Below are 21,230 nucleotides of genomic sequence, written 5' to 3' on the forward strand. Positions count from 1 at the left end.
GGTCGGAATCCATCCTGCCTGCCCGTCCCACGCGCCTAACTGACCGTCACGACCAAGGACGTATGAAGTGACCTGACCCAGCAGGTTTATCCCATATTAACTTTGTTTAAACTTATCTTTCAGAATGCCGGAACCGATACCTCCGCCCAGCATCAGCAATAAAGGTCCGAAATTCCAAAGAACCTTCCCCCCGTACAACGTAATGTCCAGCCCTGCTGTTTTGTTCAGAATCAGAACGACTAGTTTGATCACCAACAAGACTAGACCGACCAGAAATAACACATCGAACGCAAACTTTAATTTCGGATAGGCCAATTGTCGGCTGTCTCTGATCACTTTCTTCGTCAACTCCTCGTCGCTTCTCAGTAACTCATCGATCGTTAAACCGAATAGATCGCTTATTTTCATAATAATCTCAATACTCGGGTAGTTTTGACCGTTCTCCCATTTCGAAACCGATTGCCGGGTTACAAACAGCCTCTCGGCCAATTCGTCTTGAGACCAGCCCATCTTCTTTCTTTCCGTTTTCAACTTCTCCCCAAAGATCATAGGACCAGCTGCCTTTCTGCATTGGATAAGTCCATTGTGGTCGGACCGTATGCAAAAGTAAAGCTCGCTTTGGTTGCGAGCGGCCCGCAATCTCAGGTTGCATCCAGGCTTTCTCCCCATTGCAGCAAAAATTCCGGGCTCCCTGCTGGTCGCGTTTAAATTCGAATCATCAACGGAGTGCCAATCCGAATTCCTGCACATACTAGGGAAAAATGTGTGGGGAGTGCGTGTGATGAGGCGAGGCTATCGTAGCAAGGGACAAGATCGGGGACTGTCATCGGGCAGGCGAATTGCCGGGGCTGCCGTCTGGACGATCGCGCTCGTCCTGAGCGCTTGTTCGGCCGGTTCGACGTCCAAGTCGGCCTCGCAAGACCCGCCCGGGATCTTGCAGCCGAGCCAGGAGCAGCAGGAGCTGAGCGGAAGCACCGGAAGCGCAGGAAGCGCCGGGGACGCCGGCCTTAGCGGCCGTGTTCAATTCTCGACGCCTGCGAAGCAATATCGGTTTATCGTCGGGCAATCCGACCCGGCCAGCCCCATACCGGCCCCCGCCGCGACAACGGACCCGGCTTCGCCGCTTCAGGCGGCGGCCCCGGTTCCGGCTCCCGCGCCGACGCAGACACCGACGTCGCCGGCCGCCTCCGTCAAAAGCAAAAAGCCTGCCATCCCCGTGCAGCGGCAGCAGGAGCAGCAGGCTAAGCGAAAGCTTACATTGGGCGAGCTGAGGCACAAATATTCCGACATCTTCAAAGTGAACGGCCAGCCCGGGGTCAAGCGCATTGCCCTTACGTTCGACGATGGCCCGGACCAGCTGTATACGCCGCAAATTCTGGATGTGCTGAAGGCGCATCAGGTCAAAGCGACGTTCTTCTTACTGGGGAAACGCGCCGAGGCGAACCCAAATATCGTGCAGCGAATCGTGCAGGAAGGCCATGTAATCGGCAACCATTCCTACAGCCATCCGTTGTTCACCAAGTTGTCGGTAGAGGAGTACAAGCAGCAGATCGATCGAACCTCCGCGATCCTCCAGGCCCAAATCGGCTATACCCCGAAGCTGATTCGCCCTCCCTACGGTGAGATTACGGAGGAGCAGCTGCAGTGGACGGGCTCGAACCGGTATGTAATCGTGAATTGGAATATCGATTCCTTGGACTGGAAAGGTCTCTCGGCCGATCAAGTCTCGCACAACATCATAAGCCATGCCAGGGGGGGCGCGATTGTGCTGCAGCATTCCGCAGGGGGAGACAAGCAAAATTTGTCCGGCACCGTAGCGGCGCTCTCGACGGTGATTTCCAAAATAAAAGCGGACGGCTACGAACTCGTAACCGTCCCGCAATTATTGAAGCTATCCAAGCAAATGTAGGTACAACGTTCCTTAGTTCAACACGTACACTTGAACCTTTTGCAGCCCGAAGGAGTTCACGAACGATTTGGACCCGGGGATGAAAATATCGATCCGGTTGCCTTGGATCGCTCCGCCGATGTCGGTAGCTTTGGCGACGAGCGTCTGAGGCAGGCCGTTAAAGCTGTATCCCTTGATCAAGACGCTCGAACCGAGCGGGATGACTTTCGGATCCACCGCGATCGTACCCAGCTTCAGCGCGTTCCCGTAATAGTCGAGTCCACCGTAGCCGCCGTTTTCTTCCGGCGCGTCGGAGTAGGCCGAAGCGGTTACATTCAGCACTTTCTTAAACGTGTACGATTTGCCTTGGTGATCCTGAACGGCTTGTCCGGCTTGTGCCGCCTGTGTATCGGCCGCCGCCATCGTTTGCGCCGGAGCGCTTGCCGCAGGCTTCGCTTTTGCCGCAGCTGCTGCCGTTTTGGCTTTGTTCACGATCGGCGCTTGCTTCGCCGCAGGCGTAGCTGCCGGCGCAGTTGCGGGTGCAGGCGTTGCCTGTGGTGCCGCCGCTGCTGCAGCTTGTGCCGCTGCCGCCGCGATCGAGGCTTGAGCCGCCGCGGTCTGAGCTGCCGCCCTAGCCGCCGCCGCTTCGTTCTTCGCGATCGTGTCGATCAGTTGCGGGCGCTGCAGGTCCCAACCTGCCAGCAGGTCGAAGTGGATCGGTTCGGAAGAAATCAGGCTTATCCCATTTTGGGAATCGGCGCTCGTGGTGGCGCGGAGCGTTGCTTCCGCTGCAGGGGACTTCTCCTCATCCGGATTCAGCTTCGAAACTAGGCTTTCCGCGAAGACGGTCGTCCCGCCGACACAGAGCGCACCCAGTGCGATGGTAACCATCGTTCTGCTGAAAAGCTTGCTTTTCAATGTACATCGCTCCTTTTGTGTTGATGCCTACGAGGTTAGCTGTCGGGTTTGGGCTGAGGATACAACCCTACGTTTTCGTGAACGATTCACCCCAAACGAACGAACTCCATCCTGATTCGTTCGTACAATCCTGCGTCCCCCGCACTTTCCATCCATGAACTGGAAAGAAAGTCTCGGCCGTGCTTAGTTAACAGGCTAACATACGACAACAGTAGGGAAAAACCCTAAAAATTTGGTAATTGTTTATGTAAACGCTTTAGTTTGTAAGCATTTGTAATTCTCGAGGGCGCCGGAAAGCAAACAAAAAAGCGCTAATTTCTTAGCGCTGAGCAAAGTTTTACGGGGTTTCGAGTGTCTAGATTTGATGGTAGAAATGCCCTTTAAGCAAACGACTCTTTTTTGACAGGCGGCTCCAGCAGCTTGTAGCCCACATTGCGAATCGTAATGATGTATTCGGGCGTGCGGGCGTTTTTCTCGATTTTGTCGCGCAGATGGCTGATGTGGACGTCCACGATGCGCGTGTCTCCGAGGAAATGGTAGTCCCAAACCCCGTGCAGCAGCTGTTGTCGGCTGAGCACCTTGCCCCGGTGTTGGCACAGGAACGAGAGCAGCTCGAATTCCTTCGGCGTCAGCTCGATCGGATTGCCGTGCAAGAACACTTCCCGCTGCGCGGGGCGCAGCTCGAGGGGGCCGATCTCGATCGTCTCCTCCGTATTGGCCGGCAGCGTGTGGAGGCGTCTCAGAATCGCCTGGATCCGGGAGACGAGCTCCTGCGGACTGAATGGCTTCGTCATATAATCGTCCGCGCCGTTGTCGAGACCGGTGATCTTATCCGACAAGTCCTGCAGGGCGGTCAGCATGATGATCGGGACGAGATTGCCTTGGCTGCGCAGCCTCCGGCACACTTGGATGCCGTCCAGCTTGGGCAGCATCAGATCGAGCACGATCAGATCCGGGCGAAACTGGGGCAGCACGTCGAAGACCGCCTCCCCGTCAAACACACATTGCACCTCATATCCGACCAGCTTCAGATTGAATTCAATCAGCATGGAGATCGAGGGTTCGTCATCAACGACAAGGATTCGTTTTTTCATCATCATCGTCTCCTTTATGTCACAGTCTGGGTCGCAGGTGGTACCCTAACGTTAAGATTAGCTCCATTATCGCCCGGCAACGTCATGCCGATATTAATCATTCGTAAAGCGGGTGTTAAAAATCGCGGCAAATTTGTTGTATAATGAAACGCGAGGTGAACGCATTGGCTTTTCATATCGTCCTAGTCGAGCCGGAGATACCGGCCAATACCGGCAACATATCCCGCACTTGCGCGGCTACGGGAACATACCTGCACTTGGTGCGGCCGCTCGGATTCCAAACCGATGACAAGACGCTCAAACGGGCGGGACTCGATTACTGGCATTCCGTCAAGATCGATTACTATGACTCTTTCCAGGAGCTGCAGGCGAAGTTTCCAGATGCTCGCTATTTCTATGCGACTACCAAGGCGACCCGTCTCTATACCGAGTTTGAGTACCGGGACGGCGATTTCTTCGTATTCGGCAAGGAGACCAAGGGGCTTCCGCCGGAGCTGATCGAGGCGAACCGCGAGACATGCATTCGGATGCCGATGACGGATGCCGTCCGGTCGCTGAATTTATCCAACTCGGCGGCCATCGTGCTGTTCGAGGGGCTTCGGCAGAACGGCTTTCTCGGCTTACATTGATTTTTCGCGTAGAATTTCAAAAGATTCCCCTTTGTGAATGAGTCTTTAGAAGGATTTTTCATCGTGCACAGCGAATGATTATCATTGTAATTTCGAGCTTTCTTGAGGATCCTGGGGAGGGGGAAGTATGATGAGGCCTGCCGGAGTCGTACGCAAAGTAGATCAACTAGGCAGAATTGTTTTACCGAAGTCGTTAAGGAAACGTTACAAAATGAATGAAGGCGACCCTGTGGAAATTTTGGTTGCCGGGGATCAAATTTTGCTGGAGCGGTATCGCCCGAAATGTGTGTTTTGCGGAGAAATGAACGGCGTTACCGAATACCGCGAGAAGCACATTTGCGAAGGCTGCATGGGGGAAATGGCCCAGATTCGAGCTTAAGCGACTTGATCTTGCGGATCCCAGCGGAATGACGAGCGAAACACCCTACACCCCAGACTCGCGCAAAAGAATAGACGATACAAGGAAAGAGACGTGCTTCGTCCGGACAGGGCGAGGGCACGTCTCTTGTTTTTAAAGACGGCTTCACAGGGGGAGGATGGACAGTGCCGACATCTCGTGTTACTGGACGGGATAAGCGAGCTTAGGCCGAGAAAGTCGAGTTACTTGTCAGGATCCGAGACGCTAGGCGGGATAAGCCGAAAAAGTCGTGTGACTGGGGGTTGGAAATCGCTCCTTATTGGAGCCAGGCCTTGCGGAGACTGTTGCAGAGGGAAAACCTCCTTCTTTTTCCGATGAAACGGTGCCTTTTGCTTCGATGAAAGGGAAAATCTCCCTCTCTTTCGGTCTTTTCTTCAAAGCCCCATAATTGGAATGGAGTCATCATAGTGAAATGAATTACACTATTGGTGAAGGGGGCTGATGATCATGAAAAACCCAACGATCTATGAAGAAATGCGAATGAAAGTTGCACAAGAAGCACTTAGCGGAACAAGAGCTGGGTTCTTAGCTCGAAAGTACAATGTTTCCCCAAAAACGATTTACAATTGGGTGAGTCAATATAAACAAAAATACGGAGCCGAGGCTATTCCTTCCGTGAACGAACGAATCGATGACTCTAAGCGCCTTCAAGAACTAGAAGATAAGTACGAAAAAGCGGTAAAAATGATTGGAGAAAAAGATCTCGAAATTGAGATTCTCCGTGACCTCGTAAAAAAGAGCAACCCCGCTTACAAGAAAGACTCGAAATAGCCGACAAATACATGAAGCGGGGCTTTGCTGCAGCACTCGTGTTGCGCTTGGTCGGCGTGAACGAATCGACTTACTATGCACGAAAGAAACGGAAATTAGAGCGGCGCGGTCGCAGAGAAAAAACGATTTCTGCCGGTCGCCCGTTCCCTGAGTATTCCCTGACGAAAGACGGTAAAAAGATCAGCGACGCCCAGATCGAAGAATGGCTAATGGAACTCGTCGAAGGCGAAGAACAAGGCTATGGGTACCGAAACCTTGCTCATGCGTTGTACATGCAAAAGGGACTCCTTTTGAACCATAAGAAGGCCTACCGACTTTGTAAGAAGTTAGGCCTCCTGCATACGCAGCGGAAGAAGAAGTTTAAGTATCCTCGGCGCTTACCCAAAAACCGAGTCGTTACAGGACCGAACCAGCTATGGCAAATGGACATTAAATACGGATATGTAGCAGGGTACGATAGCTTTTTCTTTCTATTCGACATCATTGATGTGTTTGACCGAGCGATTGTAGGTTACCATGTTGGCTCAAGTTGTGATGCTAAAGACGTTTGTGCAGCCGTGAAGCGAGCGTTACTGGCGCGAATACAACCTGGAGAAGAGAAGCCTGTCCTGCGTACAGACAATGGACCTCAATTTTTGAGCAATCGGTTTGGTGAACTGTGTCTGGAAGATGAGCAAAACCCGCTCATTCACGAGCGGATCCCGCCCAAAACACCAAACCTGAATGCTTACATTGAATCCTTCCACAGCAACATTGAGTGGGACTTGTTCTCAAGAGAAGAGTTTAACACCTTTGAAGAAGCGTACCAGGCCGTCCATCAATACATCGAGTTTTACAACCAAAGACGCTTTCATGGCAGCTTAAAGCGAATGAGTCCTGTTCAATTCCACGAAGCATGGAAAGCAGATAAATTGCCAGAGATTAAAATCGCTGTATGAAGCCCGTCAAGGCCCGCAGAGCGGTTTACTTTAGCCTTGACGGAGTGAGGATACCATCCAACACTTTTTTACAATCCTCCGGCCCATTTGGCCGGGGACGGCACACGCCGAGTGACGGGGTGCAGGGGGCGTGCTCCCTGCAAAAAAAAGGAATACTACGACAAACCGAGTAATTCACAACATGACTCCAAAATTAAGGGGCCGAGCCGATTTCGCCCTCCTTACTTGTAAAGTGGGGGAGGTTTTCCCGAGGTTTTCCCTCCCTCCGTTGGAGCGATAGCCCTCGTAATCCCATAACCTCGTTAATTGAAGTAATTCAACACCCCGTGCGCGAGCTCGTAGTTCAGAATACGCTCTCTCTTGCCTCGTTCGGCCGAAACTAACCAACCTTTGTCGCACAGCTTCGCGAGCATCAATCCCGCCGTTTTGGCGTCGATGTCGAAATGCTTCACCACATCCATCCGGCGTATGGGCCGAGCGATGGTGATGGCCAGTCGGATCAGCTCCTTTTCGGCCAGCTGGGCGCGGGAGACGGGAGGAGGGCTCGACTGGTAACGAGCGAGCACCATGCGGAGCAGAGCGATACAGAGCTCCGGCCGCTGCTCCACATCGTCGTAGGCGAAAGAAATCACGTGGTAGCCCATGGCGTGTAGGAACGTTTCCCGGTTGAGCTCATTGGAATACTTGGGGCGATCCATGTCGCGGACATGGGTGTTGAATCCCTTGATTTCGATCAACAGCTTAACCAGGCCGTTCAGCGGCAGCCAGGCGAAATCCGCGAAGTATGATCTACCCCGCCAATCCATCACTTCATACTCCGGGTGCAAATTCTCGAAATGTCCAACCAAGAGCCACCAGATCTGGCGTAAGAACAAAATCTCTGCGTGCCGATGCCCCCGTTCCAGTCTGCTGCGGCGTTCACCCGTCCTTTTTTGCAAATGCCCTTCAATAAAAGCTTTATGCTGCTCCTCGAATGACAAATAAAAACCTCCTTATAAAAATAAAAAACGCCCCAAACACGCCGCTACACAGCGTTTATTCGGGACGTTCTTCGTCTTGGTTGCTATTATAACCTATCATTCAATTATTTTCCAGTAGATTCCTGCAGATGTAGCGTATACATGCAGATCGAGCAGTTATCAGAGAAAAAAATATGGAACGAACTAGCTGGAAGATAGCTGTGATGGGGGGTGACAGCATTTACGCCAAATGCCGGATTTCATTAACGGGTCCCAGCCAGGGCAGACGTACTAGAATTGGCTGCGGCGTCAGCAACGCGACCAAATCGGGTAGGATTTTGCCGTCACTTCTCACTCAACCTCATCTCAGAAGCCAGCATGTTCCTATACCCTTCATGCGCTCCGCTTCTCTTCATTCGCGTCCGTCGAACGCACCCATCCGAGTTTGACGGGTTCTTTGTTCGCGAAGAGTGCCTTAACGAAACACCTTGACGCCTCCCTAATTATCAAGCAAGATGACCCTAAGGGACATTCAGGAAATGAGCAGGAGGGACGGGAATATGAAACGGTTTCGTATCGTCGTCGTTGGGTGCGGGAACATGGCTCACGCCTGGGTCGGGTATGCGCTAACGCGCGAAGACAGTGAGATCGTCGCGCTAGTCGACATCTCCAAGGAGAATGCGGAGCGCATGGCGGAGCGGCACGGTCTTACATGCGGAATATATCCCGATGTCGCAATGGCGATCGCCGAAACCGGTGCGAATGTCGCGTTCGACATCACGGTCCCGGACAGCCGGTTCGACGTCAGTCGAACCGCGCTGCAGGCGGGTTGTCACGTCTTCGCCGAGAAGCCGATGGCCGTCTCGCGTGAAGAGGCGCATGAGCTGGTCCGTACGGCGGATAGAGCCGGACGCAGGCTCTCGATCATGCAGAACCGGCGCTACAACGGCCACATTCGATCGCTTCAAGGACTGTTTGACGATGGGGCAATCGGGCCGGTCGGATACATCGGCGCCGACTTCTTCCTGGCGCCGCACTTCGGCGGGTTCCGCGAGGCGATGGAGCACCCGCTGATCGTAGACATGGCGATCCATACGTTCGATCAAGCCCGGTTCATCGGAGGAGCGGACCCGGTGTCCGTGTACTGCCAGCCGTTCAATCCGCCCGGCTCCTGGTACGCGGGCGCGGCGGCCGCCGTCTGCATTTTCGAGATGTCGGACGGCTCGATATTTTGCTACCGCGGATCGTGGTGCGCAGAGGGAGCACCGACCTCTTGGGAGGCTTCATGGCGAATTACCGGAGCGCACGGGACGGCGATCTGGGACGGTACCGGCGAGCCATACGCGGAAATCGTGGCTCCGGGTATCGGGACCGATCAATCTGGCTTTCTGCGGGAACATGTACGAATCGAAGCTAACAATCTGTGGAGGGGTCGCGAAAGGCATACCGGGTGTTTGGACGAGATGTTCGCCGCGTTGCAGGAGGGGCGTCCTGCGGAGACAGATGCGCGGGACAATTTGAAGAGCATTGCCATGGTGTTAGGGGCGGTGGAGAGCGCGGAAAAAGGCCTGAAGATTGACCTCAGGCCTTATTGGAACCTATAGCTCAGCCATTCGCCGAGTAACCGATGCCTCGGGAGATCTCCATGGCTACATCCGCGATGTAGGCGCCCACTTCCCCGAATTTGTCGGAGGGGAGGTCGTGCTTGAGGGCGGTGACGCTGATAGCGGCGACGACTTCGCCTTTGCTGTCCCGGATTGGAGCCCCGATGCAGCGTATTCCGAGCTCGCCCTCCTCGTCCTCGACCGAGTAGCCGTTCACCCGAACCTTCTCGAGCGACGCCTTCAATGCGGCCGGCTCGGTGATCGTGTTCGGGGTGATGGACTCCATGCCGTGCACTTCCAGGATGCGGTCGAGCTCCTTCTCCGGCAAATAAGCGGCGAGCGCCTTGCCCACGGCGGACGTATGCAGCGACCAAGCGAGGCCGATCTTGCTCGAGAACTGGACGAAGCCGGGTCCGTTCACCTTGTCGATATAGACGGCCTTGCCGAACTCGAGTTGGGCGAGATGCACCGTTGAGCCGAGCTTCGCAGCCACCTGCTCCATGTAGGGATGGGCGACCGCGCGTATATCGAGCTTGTTCAGGATGAGCTCGCCCAGGTTGTACAACTTGAGCGTCAGCTTGTACTTGTCGCCGCTTAGCTTCTCGACGAATTTCAAATCTTCGAGCGTGGACAGAATCATGAAGACCGAGGACTTGGGCAACCCGCAGAGTGCGTACAGGTCGGTAATGCCGAGCGGCTGATCGCTTCGGGCCAGCGTCTCGATGATGAGCAGTCCTTTCTCTAGAGCCGGCACATTGTATCGATTTGGTTTCAAGATGGAAACCCCTTCTCAGAATAAATAGATTTTTTCTATACCGAACCGTTGTTTGAAGAATGCTGATCTAATTTAAACATAAAACGACACCGCGAATCAATCGAAGGTTAACGCTTCGGATGGAGCGGCAACGAAGAAGAGCCGGCGAGGGAGCCGGCTCTTGCCTGTTCGAAACAATCCGATCAATGGTGTTGAGACGAGTCCTTCTTCTGCAGCTCCTGCAAGTACTCATCCAGCCGGTCGAAGCGCTCCTCCCACATCTTGCGGAACGGGTCAAGCCACTTGTCCAGCTCCTGCAGCGGCTGAGGCCGCAGCTTGTAGATCCGGCGGTTCGCGGCGGGGTTCATCTCGACCAAGCCGGCGTCGCTCAGCACGCGAAGGTGCTTCGACACCTGCGGCTGATGCAGCCTAAGCCGGTCGGCGATTTCCCCTACGGGCCTGGGCCCGTCGCGCAAAAGCTGCATGATGGACATCCGGTGAGGTTCCGCTAAAGCGCTCATTGTTTTATACATCGCACAACTACCTCCAGCAAACAAGCTTAAATATAATGAGCCGTCATATCCGACAGCTTTGTTCGTATCCGTTCTATCAATTCTAACGGTTGAAGCACCTTCGCGGCAACACCCAACCCGATAAAAAAGACGGCGAAAAAGTCCAAATCGTTCTTCGGCACCGGACCGTCCAGGAGACCGGTTCCATCACTGCGCAAGTGGAGCTTGGGCGACGGCCACAGTTCCGCCATACATCGCTCGGCGCCTTCCTTGGTTAATTCCACATGTATACTAATATACTCCTGCGACACCCGGTTATGCGAGCCCCGATTCGTAAGATCCACATGACGCAGATCGATCGGCTGCTCCGTCGCCGCCTGCTCGTCTACCGAGCGGAACCGGTCGCAGCGGAACAGACGCACTTCGCCGCGCAGGAAGCAGTAGGCCGGGCAATACCAGAGGCCATGGCTCGCGTAGATGCCTACCGGCTGAATGTCGCGGCTCGTCGTGCCCTCCCGCGATGCATAGTCGACGCGAAGCACCTTTTGCCGCAGGGCCGCCTCAAGTAGGACGGGCAAGTAGGGTGACTCCAGCGGCCGGGTCGGTGAGAAAAAGTCCACGCGGTTGCGCATTTGATCGATGCGCTCTCGAACGTCGGAAGGCATGAAGGAGTAGAATTTGTTTAAGGCCGACGCGGCTTCCATCTCGAACGGAAGGCTGGCATAATGGCGCAACGCATGGCTGGCGAAAAAAATCGCGACCGCTTCCTCTTCGGTGAACGCGATCGGGGGCAGGATGCGTTCCTTCAAAATCTGGTAGCCGCCGTGCGGCCCGACCTCGGAGTAGAGCGGAACGCCCAGCTCACCCAGCTCTTGCAGATCGCGCAGGATCGTCCTCGATGACACCCCGAATTCTTGGGCAAGCTCCTTGACAGTGAACTTGCGTTTACGGTTGACGGCCATCATGAGCTCCATCAGCCGCTTCGATTTGGACATGGCGCAACTCCATCTGTTAATTATGACAGGACTTGTCACTATTATAAGCTATAATGGGAACGAAGCAAGTGGAAGATTCATTATGATGCGTGGAGGGACGAAATGGCTGAAAAAAACCAAATGACAGGCGTGCAGCTAATGAAGCAAATGCTGTTCGAGGAACTTGGGCAAATCGTACGAACGAGCTCCAAGCTTATTGGTTCTATTAAAGAGGAAGATTGGGCGTTCAAGCCGCACCCAAACATGCGGTCGCTGCGCGAGCTGGTCGATCATCTCGTATCCGTTCCTTCGACGGACCTGCTCATTCTGAAGGAGCATGCCGAGCCGGATATCCGCCGATTGGAATCGGACATAGCCGCTGACAGAGACAAAACGTCCCTTGCGGCGCGGATGGCCGCCGGGCTGCAGGAAGTGACCGAATATATGGAAGCTTTGGATGACGAAACGTTCCTGCACCGGACTACCACGCCGTTCTACATCGATCACCCGACGGCTCAGGCGAAGTGGCTGATCGAGATCGTCACGCACGCCCAGCACCATCGCGCCCAGCTGTTCCAATATTTGAAGCAGCTCGGCTACTCCGTCACGATGTTTGATTTGTACGGTTAAGCCTGTGCCTATACGCGCGGAACCTTATTCCGGAGCTTATCCTTCGCCTGGAACGCGAGGGTCCCGGCAGGTTCCGCGTGGTCGCATAGCAGACTTACATTCTATTGAACACGGCTGTTGTACAAGCCCGATTGCTTCAGCTGGGCGAAGAACGATTCGAACTGTGGTATCGTAAGCTGCTGCTCCGCATCAGAGAGGGCGGTCGGAGGATCCGGATGTACTTCGATCATAATGCCGTCGGCTCCGGCGGCTAGAGCAGCCTTGGCACATGGCAGTACGATGTCCTTGCGCCCGGTGGAATGGCTGACGTCGACGAGCACCGGCAAGTGGCTCTCCTGTTTCAGGATCGGGACGGCGGAGATGTCGAGCGTATTGCGCGTCCACTTCTCATAAGTCCGGATGCCGCGCTCGATCAGCATCACTTGCGTATTGCCTCGCGAGACGACGTATTCCGCCGCCATGAGGAATTCCTCCATCGTCGCGGCGATGCCCCGCTTCAGCAAGACCGGGATGCGGGCTTCGCCGGCGGCTTTCAGCAGCTCGAAATTTTGCATATTGCGCGCGCCGATTTGAATGACGTCGATATATTGCTCCGCCAGCTCGATATGGGCGGGATTCACGATTTCGCTGATCGTGACAAGGCCGAATTCGTCGGCGACTTCTTTCAGAATTTTCAACCCTTCGACACCCAGCCCCTGAAAATCGTACGGAGACGTTCTTGGCTTATAGGCGCCGCCTCGGATGACCTGCACCCCCGACGCTTTAAGAGCTGCCGCTACCGTTCGTACCTGCTCATAGCTTTCCACCGAGCACGGTCCCGCCACCATCAAGTGCGCGCCTCCGCCGACCGTGACCCCCTTCGCGTTCACGACCGTATCCTCCGTTTGCCGCTTGCGGCTGACCAGCAAATGCTTTTTCCGGTCTTGCTGCTGCAAATCCAGCGAAGCTTTGAAAATTTGTTTGAACAGATGCCTGATCGTCGCTTCATCGAACGGGCCTGTGTTCATCTCCACCAAGGCGTCGAGCATTTGCCGCTCCCGAACCGGATCGTACTTCGGGACGCCTTGCGTTTCTTTGACGACGCCGATCTGCTGCGCGATCTGGCCTCTTCGGCAAAACAGCTGCAGCAGCTCCTTATTGATCTGATCCAATTCTCCGCGCAAGGCGTCCAATTCGTTGTTGCTCATCGTCAGTCCACTCCTTCTTCCCGTTATTTTTTGAATTCCTCGGACAACAAAAAAGGTCCCTCGTCCGGAAAGGGACGGGGAACCGCGGTACCACCCTAATTAGAGCGCTGCTTCCGTAAGCGGCCGTGAGCTATGCCCGGGCCGTGGAAATGCGCATCTCGCTTGGAGCACGGTAACGGCGTGCGGCCGGATCACCTCTACATACCTGCGGCATGCGCGGCAGGCGTTCAAGAATCCACTCGGGAGCGAACTTCGGCTGCTGTTTCCTTCGGCGCGCTCTCAGTCGCTGACGCGCCGTCCCTGATAAGGACATCAGGCCGAACTGACGCCTAACAGGGGGCGAGTCAGTTCCGGCATGCTTACTTTTCTCCGTCATTGTGCTTGCGTACGTATAATGACTCTTACTTTAGGGGAGAGAGCTTATCCGTGTCAAGCCCATTTTTTTGATCTCGGGACGGGGTTACGGGCTGGACCAAGGTCCAGCCGACGAACGACCTGAAGTCGGTTTTCGATCGAGAGGTCCTTGCGTATAGTAAAAGTATCAGAAACAAACTGCGAGGTTACGAGGAAACAGGAATAGAGGAGTGGCGAAGATGGAACGCATGGAACACCAACGTATCTTGATCTTGACTGGACGCTATGGGGAAGGACACCGCCAGGCCGCGCTGGCGCTGCAGGAAGCCTACGGGCAGAGCTATCCGAACGCCTCCGTTCAAGTTGTTGACTATATGGAATGGATGCACCCGTATACGCATGAGCTGGGCCGTACGTTATTCGTAAAGGGGGTGGCCGCCCTACCGTCGGTCTACGGCTTCCTGTTCGAGCAGACCCGGCGGCCCGGGATGATCGCCCGCGGGATGCACTTCCTGACCCGCTTCGGCATTCCGCGCATGCAGCAGCTCCTGGAGGAGACGCGGCCTACGCTCGTGGTCAGCACGTTCCCGCTCGCCGCGGGCGCCATGTCGGCGCTGAAGCAGCGGGGATTGACGGATGTCCCGACAGTCACCGTTATTACCGACCATACGGACCACAGCTATTGGGTGCATCCGTATACCGATCGCTACTTGGTCGGCTCGGAACGGGTCGGCCGTCTGCTGCGGAGGAAGGGCGTCCCGTCCACGCGCATCACCGTGACCGGCATCCCAATCCGCAGCCGGTTCGGGCACGATCCGGAGCGGGAGCTGCTTCGGCACAAACACGGACTGCGGGCGGACATGCCCACGATCCTGCTAATGGGCGGAGGCTGCGGCATCATCGACAAGCACCTGCTGGCGGCGCTCGAGAGCGAAGCCGTGACCCAGCGGCTGCAGCTCGTCATCTGCTGCGGGCACAATACGCGGCGGATGGAGCAGATGACCCGCGCTTCCCGCTCGAGCCGCCACCGCATCGTTCCGCTCGGCTTCGTCGAGTGCATCGACGAATACATGGCGCTCGCCGATTTGATCGTGACGAAGCCCGGCGGGCTCAGCACGTCGGAGGCGATCGCTATGCGGCTGCCGATGCTCTTGTACCGGGCGCTCCCCGGCCAGGAGGAGGACAACGCCCGGTACTTGACGAAGGCGGGCGTTGCCGTCAGGGCGGAAGGCGAGCTCGATCTCGCGCGGAAGCTAAGCGCGCTGCTCGAAGCGCCGGAGCAGCTCGACGAGATGCGGAATCGCGCGAGCCGGCTCGATCAGCGCCATTCCGCCGGCAAGGCGGCGCTTCAGATGGCTTTCGTGCAGGCCGATCCTTACACGGCGCCGTCGGACACGGGCGCCATCGCCATCGCCTGGTCGAGACGGGGCTCCAAACTTTTGCCGGAGTTCCTCAAGCAAAAATGGGCGTCTGTCCGTGCAGCCCGCCCGTTCTCGCGAATAGGATAGGCTAAGAACCCATCACGCGAGATAGGAGCCCGAAATTCATGGTCAGGATCTCCCCTACGGAATGGATTATCGTATTAACCCTGTTTACCCTGCTGGCGCTTATACTCGTTTTGCTGCTGTAACGAGAGGTTCCTTCGTGAGCCGCACCGCTTCCTCGAAGCGGGTGCGGCTGTTTGCCGTGGATAAGGATACGCGATGTTGCGAATGCTATCCACACAAGGCGCTAGAAGCGAGTGCTATCGAAGTGCGTTTTTGACAAACGCTGTAGGAGTTGACACGAATGACAAATCAACAAAAGAAGAAGATGACGCCGGTTCAGCAAAAGTACCAGCAGCTCGCCAAAGCGAAAGAGCCGCCCCGGCCGGTGCTGATGAATTGTATCCGCGCCTTCTTCGCGGGGGGCCTCATTTGTTTGGTGGGGCAGTGCCTCATGGAGCTGTTCATCCATCAATTCGATTTCACGGAGAAGACCGCGGGCAACCCGACGGTCGCCGTGCTCATCCTGATCTCGGTTATCCTGACGTCGTTCGGCGTGTACGACAAATTCGCCCAATGGGCGGGCGCCGGGTCGGCGGTACCGGTCACGGGCTTCGCCAACTCCATGAGCTCCGCCGCTATCGAGCACAAGAGCGAAGGTCTCGTGCTGGGCGTCGGAGGCAACATGTTCAAACTGGCCGGCTCGGTGATCGTCTTCGGGACGGTGGCGGCGTTCTTTGTCGGCATCGTACATATGCTGCTCGACCTGGGAGGATGACCGGATGCTGAAGGAGCACGTAACGTGGGTTTGAAGAGGTTGAAGAAGGGCGAGCTGAAGCGCGTGCTGGTCGTCGCGACCGGAGCGCTGCTGTCGCCGCTGTCCTTCCAGCAAGGCGAGAGCATTCCGTGCATTGCGCATGCGGTAGCGTTAGAGAGCGGGGGGTATGGCGAAGATGGATTACATGCAATATGTGTGGGCGTTTGTGATAGGCGGCGCAATTTGCGTCCTCGGGCAGCTTCTGTTCGACGTGGTCAAGCTGACCCCGGCGCACACGATGAGCACGCTCGTCGTGTTGGGAGCGATCGTGGACGGGATCAATGTGAACGGGAAAAGCTTGTACGACCGGTTCATCGAGTTCGCCGGAGCGGGCGCCACCGTGCCGATCACGAGCTTCGGGAACGCACTCGTACACGGGGCGCTGCAGGAGTACGAGCTGCACGGGTGGATCGGGATCATCACCGGAATTTTCGACGTGACGAGCGCCGGCGTATCCGCCGCGATCATATTCTCTTTCCTCGCGGCGGTCGTGGCCCGGCCGAAGGGCTGAGCTCCTTTCACCGGACATTGAACAACTGAATATATGCCCCATGACAACCTCTGAAGGATCCGCTTCAGAGGTTTTTGGCATGTCTTTCGACCCATCTCCTATTCAATCCGATTTCAATAGGCTGAATTATACAAATATTTCTGTAAGGACGGCTACTATACGGGATTTTTCAATTCCTGTAATATAGAATTAACACCCTTGTATGCATCGATAGACAACCGCCTATATTCGGCTGATGGACCTAAAGGAGGAGCAGATTTTAATGGATGCACGGTTTAGTGAAGACGTACGGCTGTTAGAAGCAATTCAAGCCAATTTAAGCTCCTGCATTTTAGGCAAAGATCAAGAAATCGGACTTCTGCTGACCGCGCTGCTGGCTGGCGGCCATGTGCTGCTGGAAGACGTGCCCGGTACGGGCAAAACCGTGCTGATCAAAGCACTGGCCAAATCGATAAGCGGTCAATTCCGCCGCATTCAATGCAACCCCGATCTGCTTCCTACGGATATCACCGGCGTGTCCATTTTCCATCCGAAAAACGAGGAGTTCATGTTCCGGCCGGGACCGGTGCAGACGAACTTCCTGCTCGCGGACGAGATCAACCGCGCCACGACGAAGACGCAATCCGCGTTGCTGGAAGCGATGGAGGAGCGGCACGTGACCGTCGACGGCGAAGCGCATCCGCTGCCGACGCCGTTCCTGCTCATGGCGACGCAGAACCCGATCGACTTCGAGGGCACATACGTGCTGCCGGAGGCGCAGCTCGACCGGTTCATGATGAAATTCGGGCTCGGCTACCCGGATCATGACACCGAGAAGCGCATGCTGTTCTCGCAGGCGAGCGCGCATCCGGTGGAGCAGCTCGAGCCGGTTACCGACGTGGAACGCATCCAGTCCATGCAGGCCCGTGTTCGGGATGTCCATGTCGATGACGCCGTGGCCGATTATGTCGTGTCGCTGACGCGCAAAACCCGCGACCACGCCTCCGTGTTCCTCGGGGCCAGCCCGCGCGCGACCTTGTCGCTGATGCAGGCGGCCAAGGCGTACGCTTATATCCAGGGAAGAGACTACGTCATTCCCGACGACATTAAGACGCTGGTGCCGTTCGTGCTCAGCCACCGCATCATTCTTCACTCCGAAGCCCGCATCGAGGGCAAAACGATCGAATCCGTATTCGAATCGATTTTCTCGCAAGTCCGGGTACCCGTCCGCATCGAAAAATGACTCGCCGCCAAACGAGGTGAACTGGGATGATTCAATCGCTGAAATACTCCCCCCGGTTCTGGGGGGTCTCGCTCTGCTTCGTCTTCAGCTTGTTCTACCTGCTGTTCCAGGGGGGCAAGCTCGCATTCATGGTGTTCATCATCGTATCCGTGCTCTGCCTATACTTGGCGCTTATCCGCTGGAGCGGCATCGCCAAGACGCAGGGCGAGCGGCAGCTGCTGAATACGAGCCACGAGCCGGTGCACGAAGCGGGCTCCACGCTGGCCGTGCAGATTCAAGTGCAAATTCCGGGCTTCTGGCCCATTCCGTACGTCTCGATCAAGGACCGGCTCATCCGAAGAGGCGGGGAAGAGATGATGTTCGAGTCGTTCCTCATCCCCGATTGGAAGCGCAAGGGCGAGATCTCCTACCGGACGCCTCCGCTTCGCCGCGGCTTCTATCATTTCGGATCGACCGCTTGCTCCACCGAGGACATCTTCGGCTTGTTCGAATCGAAGGGCACGATGGAGATGCCGTATTCGTTCGGCGTGCTTCCCCGCAAGATCCATATCCGGGAATGGAAGCAGCTGCACCAGCTGTTCCGCGGCGTGCACCATCACTCGGCTACGACCCGTTCCCACCGGGAGACGACGCAGATCAACGGCGTCAGGGAGTATATCTACGGCGACCGGCTGTCCCGGATTCACTGGAACGCGACAGCGAAGACCGGCACATGGAAGTCCAAGGAGTTCGAGCGGGAGTCGCTGCCGAAGACGATCGTTTTGCTGGACCGCAATTTGAAGCATTACAAGGACAAGGAGCATTTCGAGCTTGCGGTATCGGTTGCCGCCTCCTTGCTGGATTACGGCACACGCAAAGATTTGGCGCTGGGGCTCGTCTCCATCGGGAAGGAAACGCAGATTTTCGAGCCGCGGCTCAGCAGCACGCAGAACAAGCAGATCAGCAATCACCTCATCGACGTGGAGCCGGACTCGACGCACGGGTTGATGGAAGTGCTCAAGAACAGCAGCCGGCAATTCGCGCCGGGCGTGTTCTTCACGATCGTGACGCCGGTCTACGGAGAGCCGCTCCTCTCGGCATTGTCCTGGATCGACAATCGGCAGATGAACCCGTGCCACATGTGGATCAGCGCCGAGCAGCCGGCCGCCGTGCAGGAAGCATGGAGGAAGCAGCTGCATACGAAAGGCTATATGGGCTATTCGATCGCCGCATTGGACGATTTGGCGCAAGGGCTGGGGGGGCGTGCTTGAGATGAAAAACTTGCTGCGATCCCTCGTCTTGAACCACTGGTATGAACGGTTAAGCGCCTTTTTTGTCGGTTTGTATTTGCTCCAATTCCTCTTGTGGATCTCGAAGGAAGACCAGCTGTGGCTCCCTGAGACGATCTCGATCGTGAAGTTGACGCTCTTATGCACATTTTTTATCGAACTGTTTCCCAGACTCAATACCTGGCTCCGCATCGCGATCCAACTGGGGCTTATGATCTACATCCTGGAAGCCCAGCTAGGCTATGAATACATAGGCGGCAGCTTCTCTTCCTGGACCGGATTCCTCGATTGGTTCGACATGAACGCCTCCCAGCTGCTGCCTTACTTCTGGTTTAGCTTGTTCACCTGGCTCGCGTTTTGGGTGACCAAATGGTGGGTGCAAGCCAAGTGGCGCATCTTCATCCTGATGACGGTGACGGTGCTGTTCTTCGCGATCAAGGACTCCTACAGCGTCATCCTGCTATGGCCTCAGGCGGCGATGACCATCTTGTGCGGACTGTTCCTGCTGATCGTGCACCACTTCGCGAACCTGCAAAAGAAAAACCCGGCGGGCTGGTCGAATTTGGCCGAGAATCCGCTTGGCGTCGCAGTGCCGATCGTGTTCCTCGTGTCGCTCGTCGTCTTCCTCGGGACACTGGCTCCTAACGTGGGAGCGGTTCTGAAGGATCCGTACACGCTATGGAAAAATTGGCAAGGCGAGGAAGTGGCGTTTTTCAACAAAGGGTTAGGCACGGGGGCTCTCTCTTTAGGGGATTCTACCTCGGGTTACAGCCGAAACGACTCAACGCTCGGGAACAACTTTGAATTCGACTATTCGCCGGTTATGACCGTTACCACGACGCATCGCGGCTACTGGCGGGGCGAGACGCGTTCGCTTTACACCGGGAAGGGCTGGGTGAAGAGCGACGCCGAATCGAAAGCCCCCGTGTCCGCAGTGACGCCGGAGACCGGGCTGCAGCAGGACAGCCGCTTGAACGTCGGCAGCCTGAAGACGGTGGATGTGGTGCAGACGGTTACGATGCTGAACAAGGAAGAGAAGTACCCCGTGTTGTTCGGAGCGTTCAGCATCGATCAAGTAACCGCGATCAATAACGGCGCGAGCACGAACTATACGCCGGTACAATGGGCATCCCGCATGGAAGAGCTGCGCTGGGACGAGAAGAACCGGCAGGCGTATCCGGAATCGTATACGATCGTCTCCAAGGTGCCGGTCGTCGACGAGACCGAGCTGCGCAAGGTGCAGCTGGACCCGAACAACCGTGCGCTGGACGAATACTTGGCGTTGCCGGATACGATTCCGCAGCGGGTTCGCGACTTGACCCTCGACGTTACGAAGAACGGGGCCACGCTCTACGACAAGGTCAAGCTGCTCGAGCAGTACTTGTCGACATCGTTCAAGTATACGAACACGCCGGACCTGAGCAAGGGCCGGAGCCGGGATTTCGTCGACCGCTTCCTGTTCGAGATCAAGGAAGGCTATTGCGACTACTATTCGACATCGATGGTCGTCATGACGCGGATCCTCGGCATTCCGGCCCGTTGGGTCAAAGGATACACTTCGGGGGTAAGCGATCAAATCACCGAAGGCATCGGACCCGAGATCATGGAACTCGATCCGAACGGAGCGGGTACGTATACGGTACGCAACTCCGACGCCCACTCCTGGGCGGAGGTATACTTCCCAGGCTACGGCTGGATTCCGTTCGAGCCGACATCCGGCTTCGCGATCCCGGTCGTCGTGCCTCCGACCGATCCGGTCGTGTCGACCGATCCTGTGCTTCCTTCGGACTTCGTCCCAGAAGAGGCGCCGGCCGCCGGCCCGTCGTTCAAGACGATCGGCTGGATCTCCGGAGGCGTGGCGGTCGCCATCGCGGCGGCATTCCTCCTGGTCCTGAAACGGAATGTTTGGCTGCCACTCGTGCGGCGAGGACGCTTCACGCCGAACTTGAACCAGCGCGTCGTCCTGGAGTTCGAACGGCTGCTCCGCTTCGCTCGCAGAAAAGGCTACGCTCGCGTCGAGCATGAGACCGCCCGGGAAATGACGGAGCGCTGGATCCAGAGGGACAAATGGCTGCGAGGCGATCTCGAAGCGCTGCTCGGACTGTTCGAGAAAGCGAAGTACAGCCGGGCCCTCATTACGGAAGAAGAAGCGAATCACATGTCCCGCGTGGTGCAAAAGCTGCGGCAAAGCATGTAAGGACCGCAGGCGAGTTCAGCAAAAGAAACCAACCGTCGCGGATTGGTTTCTTTTGCTTATTTTGCAGGGACTGTGCTATAGTTTGTCCTATACAATTCCGG

21 protein-coding genes, 1 pseudogene and 1 riboswitch are annotated in these 21,230 nt (G+C 56.1%); of the genes and pseudogenes, 14 read left to right on the top strand and 8 right to left on the bottom strand.

Features of this window, described 5'->3' with window-relative positions; genetic code table 11:
• Positions 1-96 precede the first annotated feature (96 nt).
• Complete coding sequence (locus ACI5FR_RS19855; protein WP_405457464.1) at positions 97-549, bottom strand: helix-turn-helix domain-containing protein; 453 nt, start codon at positions 547-549, stop codon at positions 97-99.
• A gap of 232 nt (positions 550-781) precedes the next feature.
• Here ACI5FR_RS19855 and ACI5FR_RS19860 point away from each other — a divergent pair, with 232 nt between their 5' ends.
• The gene (locus ACI5FR_RS19860) at positions 782-1,909 is read left to right on the top strand and encodes a polysaccharide deacetylase family protein (protein WP_405457467.1); all 1,128 of its coding nucleotides are present in this window, start codon (positions 782-784) and stop codon (positions 1,907-1,909) included.
• Positions 1,910-1,921: 12 nt separating this feature from the next.
• Here the strand turns inward: ACI5FR_RS19860 and ACI5FR_RS19865 are convergent, their stop codons facing one another.
• Together ACI5FR_RS19865 and ACI5FR_RS19870 are read right to left on the bottom strand one after the other, a co-directional pair.
• Positions 1,922-2,806, bottom strand: coding sequence for a 3D domain-containing protein (locus tag ACI5FR_RS19865; protein ID WP_405457469.1), 885 nt, complete (start codon positions 2,804-2,806; stop codon positions 1,922-1,924).
• Between the two features lie 9 nt (positions 2,807-2,815).
• A riboswitch (cyclic di-AMP (ydaO/yuaA leader) is annotated at positions 2,816-2,995 on the bottom strand.
• 191 nt (positions 2,996-3,186) lie between these two features.
• Entirely contained in the window at positions 3,187-3,903 is a 717-nt protein-coding gene (locus ACI5FR_RS19870) for a response regulator transcription factor (RefSeq protein ID WP_405457472.1), read from the bottom strand.
• 161 nt (positions 3,904-4,064) lie between these two features.
• On the opposite strand from ACI5FR_RS19870, the gene trmL reads away from it, so the two are divergent.
• The 4 genes from trmL to ACI5FR_RS19890 all read left to right on the top strand — a co-directional run bounded on the left by trmL (position 4,065) and on the right by ACI5FR_RS19890 (position 6,656).
• On the top strand, positions 4,065-4,529 hold the full coding sequence (gene trmL / locus ACI5FR_RS19875; RefSeq protein WP_405457475.1) for a tRNA (uridine(34)/cytosine(34)/5-carboxymethylaminomethyluridine(34)-2'-O)-methyltransferase TrmL: 465 nt from the start codon (positions 4,065-4,067) through the stop codon (positions 4,527-4,529).
• Positions 4,530-4,659: 130 nt separating this feature from the next.
• Positions 4,660-4,908, top strand: a complete 249-nt coding sequence (locus tag ACI5FR_RS19880; protein WP_405457551.1) for an AbrB/MazE/SpoVT family DNA-binding domain-containing protein — start codon at positions 4,660-4,662, stop codon at positions 4,906-4,908.
• A 486-nt stretch (positions 4,909-5,394) separates the two neighbouring features.
• Positions 5,395-5,718, top strand: coding sequence for a helix-turn-helix domain-containing protein (locus ACI5FR_RS19885; RefSeq protein WP_405457477.1), 324 nt, complete (start codon positions 5,395-5,397; stop codon positions 5,716-5,718).
• 11 nt (positions 5,719-5,729) lie between these two features.
• Positions 5,730-6,656, top strand: coding sequence for an IS3 family transposase (locus tag ACI5FR_RS19890; RefSeq protein WP_405457480.1), 927 nt, complete (start codon positions 5,730-5,732; stop codon positions 6,654-6,656).
• A 302-nt stretch (positions 6,657-6,958) separates the two neighbouring features.
• On the opposite strand, the gene ACI5FR_RS19895 is transcribed toward ACI5FR_RS19890, so the two are convergent.
• A complete protein-coding gene (locus ACI5FR_RS19895; RefSeq protein ID WP_405457483.1) occupies positions 6,959-7,636 on the bottom strand; it encodes a hypothetical protein in 678 nt (225 codons plus the stop codon).
• Between the two features lie 539 nt (positions 7,637-8,175).
• Here ACI5FR_RS19895 and ACI5FR_RS19900 point away from each other — a divergent pair.
• A complete protein-coding gene (locus tag ACI5FR_RS19900; RefSeq protein ID WP_405457486.1) occupies positions 8,176-9,219 on the top strand; it encodes a Gfo/Idh/MocA family protein in 1,044 nt (347 codons plus the stop codon).
• A 1-nt stretch (position 9,220) separates the two neighbouring features.
• On the opposite strand, the gene ACI5FR_RS19905 is transcribed toward ACI5FR_RS19900, so the two are convergent.
• From ACI5FR_RS19905 to ACI5FR_RS19915, 3 genes are all read right to left on the bottom strand, one after another.
• Positions 9,221-9,994 carry an IclR family transcriptional regulator gene (locus ACI5FR_RS19905; RefSeq protein WP_405457487.1) on the bottom strand — a complete coding sequence of 258 codons (774 nt, stop codon included), beginning with the start codon at positions 9,992-9,994 and terminating at the stop codon, positions 9,221-9,223.
• Positions 9,995-10,176: 182 nt separating this feature from the next.
• The gene (locus ACI5FR_RS19910) at positions 10,177-10,506 is read right to left on the bottom strand and encodes an ArsR/SmtB family transcription factor (RefSeq protein WP_405457488.1); all 330 of its coding nucleotides are present in this window, start codon (positions 10,504-10,506) and stop codon (positions 10,177-10,179) included.
• Between the two features lie 26 nt (positions 10,507-10,532).
• Positions 10,533-11,480 carry a helix-turn-helix transcriptional regulator gene (locus ACI5FR_RS19915; RefSeq protein ID WP_405457490.1) on the bottom strand — a complete coding sequence of 316 codons (948 nt, stop codon included), beginning with the start codon at positions 11,478-11,480 and terminating at the stop codon, positions 10,533-10,535.
• A 102-nt stretch (positions 11,481-11,582) separates the two neighbouring features.
• Between ACI5FR_RS19915 and ACI5FR_RS19920 the strand changes: the two genes are divergently transcribed.
• Positions 11,583-12,089, top strand: a complete 507-nt coding sequence (locus tag ACI5FR_RS19920) for a DinB family protein (RefSeq protein WP_405457491.1) — start codon at positions 11,583-11,585, stop codon at positions 12,087-12,089.
• Positions 12,090-12,190: 101 nt separating this feature from the next.
• Here the strand turns inward: ACI5FR_RS19920 and ACI5FR_RS19925 are convergent, their stop codons facing one another.
• Entirely contained in the window at positions 12,191-13,276 is a 1,086-nt protein-coding gene (locus ACI5FR_RS19925) for a bifunctional 3-deoxy-7-phosphoheptulonate synthase/chorismate mutase (RefSeq protein WP_405457493.1), read from the bottom strand.
• Between the two features lie 593 nt (positions 13,277-13,869).
• Between ACI5FR_RS19925 and ACI5FR_RS19930 the strand changes: the two genes are divergently transcribed.
• The 7 genes and pseudogenes from ACI5FR_RS19930 to ACI5FR_RS19960 all read left to right on the top strand — a co-directional run bounded on the left by ACI5FR_RS19930 (position 13,870) and on the right by ACI5FR_RS19960 (position 21,129).
• Complete coding sequence (locus ACI5FR_RS19930) at positions 13,870-15,138, top strand: MGDG synthase family glycosyltransferase (protein WP_405457494.1); 1,269 nt, start codon at positions 13,870-13,872, stop codon at positions 15,136-15,138.
• A gap of 280 nt (positions 15,139-15,418) precedes the next feature.
• A complete protein-coding gene (spoVAC, locus tag ACI5FR_RS19935; protein WP_405457496.1) occupies positions 15,419-15,892 on the top strand; it encodes a stage V sporulation protein AC in 474 nt (157 codons plus the stop codon).
• Positions 15,893-15,922: 30 nt separating this feature from the next.
• Positions 15,923-16,057 (top strand): annotated as a pseudogene (locus ACI5FR_RS19940) (stage V sporulation protein AD); the annotation flags it as partial.
• A gap of 19 nt (positions 16,058-16,076) precedes the next feature.
• Positions 16,077-16,442, top strand: coding sequence for a stage V sporulation protein AE (gene spoVAE, locus ACI5FR_RS19945; protein WP_405457552.1), 366 nt, complete (start codon positions 16,077-16,079; stop codon positions 16,440-16,442).
• 262 nt (positions 16,443-16,704) lie between these two features.
• Complete coding sequence (locus ACI5FR_RS19950) at positions 16,705-17,664, top strand: AAA family ATPase (protein WP_405457497.1); 960 nt, start codon at positions 16,705-16,707, stop codon at positions 17,662-17,664.
• 26 nt (positions 17,665-17,690) lie between these two features.
• The gene (locus ACI5FR_RS19955) at positions 17,691-18,914 is read left to right on the top strand and encodes a DUF58 domain-containing protein (protein ID WP_405457498.1); all 1,224 of its coding nucleotides are present in this window, start codon (positions 17,691-17,693) and stop codon (positions 18,912-18,914) included.
• A 1-nt stretch (position 18,915) separates the two neighbouring features.
• On the top strand, positions 18,916-21,129 hold the full coding sequence (locus tag ACI5FR_RS19960; protein ID WP_405457500.1) for a DUF4129 domain-containing transglutaminase family protein: 2,214 nt from the start codon (positions 18,916-18,918) through the stop codon (positions 21,127-21,129).
• Positions 21,130-21,230 lie beyond the last annotated feature (101 nt).

It is taken from the genome of Paenibacillus sp. HJGM_3, assembly GCF_045062745.1.
Taxonomy (GTDB): domain Bacteria; phylum Bacillota; class Bacilli; order Paenibacillales; family NBRC-103111; genus Paenibacillus_AA.

What these genes read in the sequence shown, in the direction of transcription:
- ACI5FR_RS19855 (WP_405457464.1), bottom strand. Translation starts at nt 549, where the DNA reads ATGATCTTTGGGGAGAAGTTGAAAACGGAAAGAAAGAAGATGGGCTGG.
- ACI5FR_RS19915 (WP_405457490.1), bottom strand. Translation starts at nt 11,480, where the DNA reads ATGTCCAAATCGAAGCGGCTGATGGAGCTCATGATGGCCGTCAACCGT.
- ACI5FR_RS19890 (WP_405457480.1), top strand. Translation starts at nt 5,730, where the DNA reads ATGAAGCGGGGCTTTGCTGCAGCACTCGTGTTGCGCTTGGTCGGCGTG.
- ACI5FR_RS19930 (WP_405457494.1), top strand. Translation starts at nt 13,870, where the DNA reads ATGGAACGCATGGAACACCAACGTATCTTGATCTTGACTGGACGCTAT.
- ACI5FR_RS19960 (WP_405457500.1), top strand. Translation starts at nt 18,916, where the DNA reads ATGAAAAACTTGCTGCGATCCCTCGTCTTGAACCACTGGTATGAACGG.
- ACI5FR_RS19925 (WP_405457493.1), bottom strand. Translation starts at nt 13,276, where the DNA reads ATGAGCAACAACGAATTGGACGCCTTGCGCGGAGAATTGGATCAGATC.
- ACI5FR_RS19950 (WP_405457497.1), top strand. Translation starts at nt 16,705, where the DNA reads ATGGATGCACGGTTTAGTGAAGACGTACGGCTGTTAGAAGCAATTCAA.
- ACI5FR_RS19955 (WP_405457498.1), top strand. Translation starts at nt 17,691, where the DNA reads ATGATTCAATCGCTGAAATACTCCCCCCGGTTCTGGGGGGTCTCGCTC.
- ACI5FR_RS19900 (WP_405457486.1), top strand. Translation starts at nt 8,176, where the DNA reads ATGAAACGGTTTCGTATCGTCGTCGTTGGGTGCGGGAACATGGCTCAC.
- ACI5FR_RS19910 (WP_405457488.1), bottom strand. Translation starts at nt 10,506, where the DNA reads ATGTATAAAACAATGAGCGCTTTAGCGGAACCTCACCGGATGTCCATC.
- ACI5FR_RS19860 (WP_405457467.1), top strand. Translation starts at nt 782, where the DNA reads ATGAGGCGAGGCTATCGTAGCAAGGGACAAGATCGGGGACTGTCATCG.
- ACI5FR_RS19885 (WP_405457477.1), top strand. Translation starts at nt 5,395, where the DNA reads ATGAAAAACCCAACGATCTATGAAGAAATGCGAATGAAAGTTGCACAA.
- ACI5FR_RS19920 (WP_405457491.1), top strand. Translation starts at nt 11,583, where the DNA reads ATGGCTGAAAAAAACCAAATGACAGGCGTGCAGCTAATGAAGCAAATG.
- spoVAE (WP_405457552.1), top strand. Translation starts at nt 16,077, where the DNA reads ATGCAATATGTGTGGGCGTTTGTGATAGGCGGCGCAATTTGCGTCCTC.
- ACI5FR_RS19870 (WP_405457472.1), bottom strand. Translation starts at nt 3,903, where the DNA reads ATGATGAAAAAACGAATCCTTGTCGTTGATGACGAACCCTCGATCTCC.
- spoVAC (WP_405457496.1), top strand. Translation starts at nt 15,419, where the DNA reads ATGACAAATCAACAAAAGAAGAAGATGACGCCGGTTCAGCAAAAGTAC.
- ACI5FR_RS19880 (WP_405457551.1), top strand. Translation starts at nt 4,660, where the DNA reads ATGAGGCCTGCCGGAGTCGTACGCAAAGTAGATCAACTAGGCAGAATT.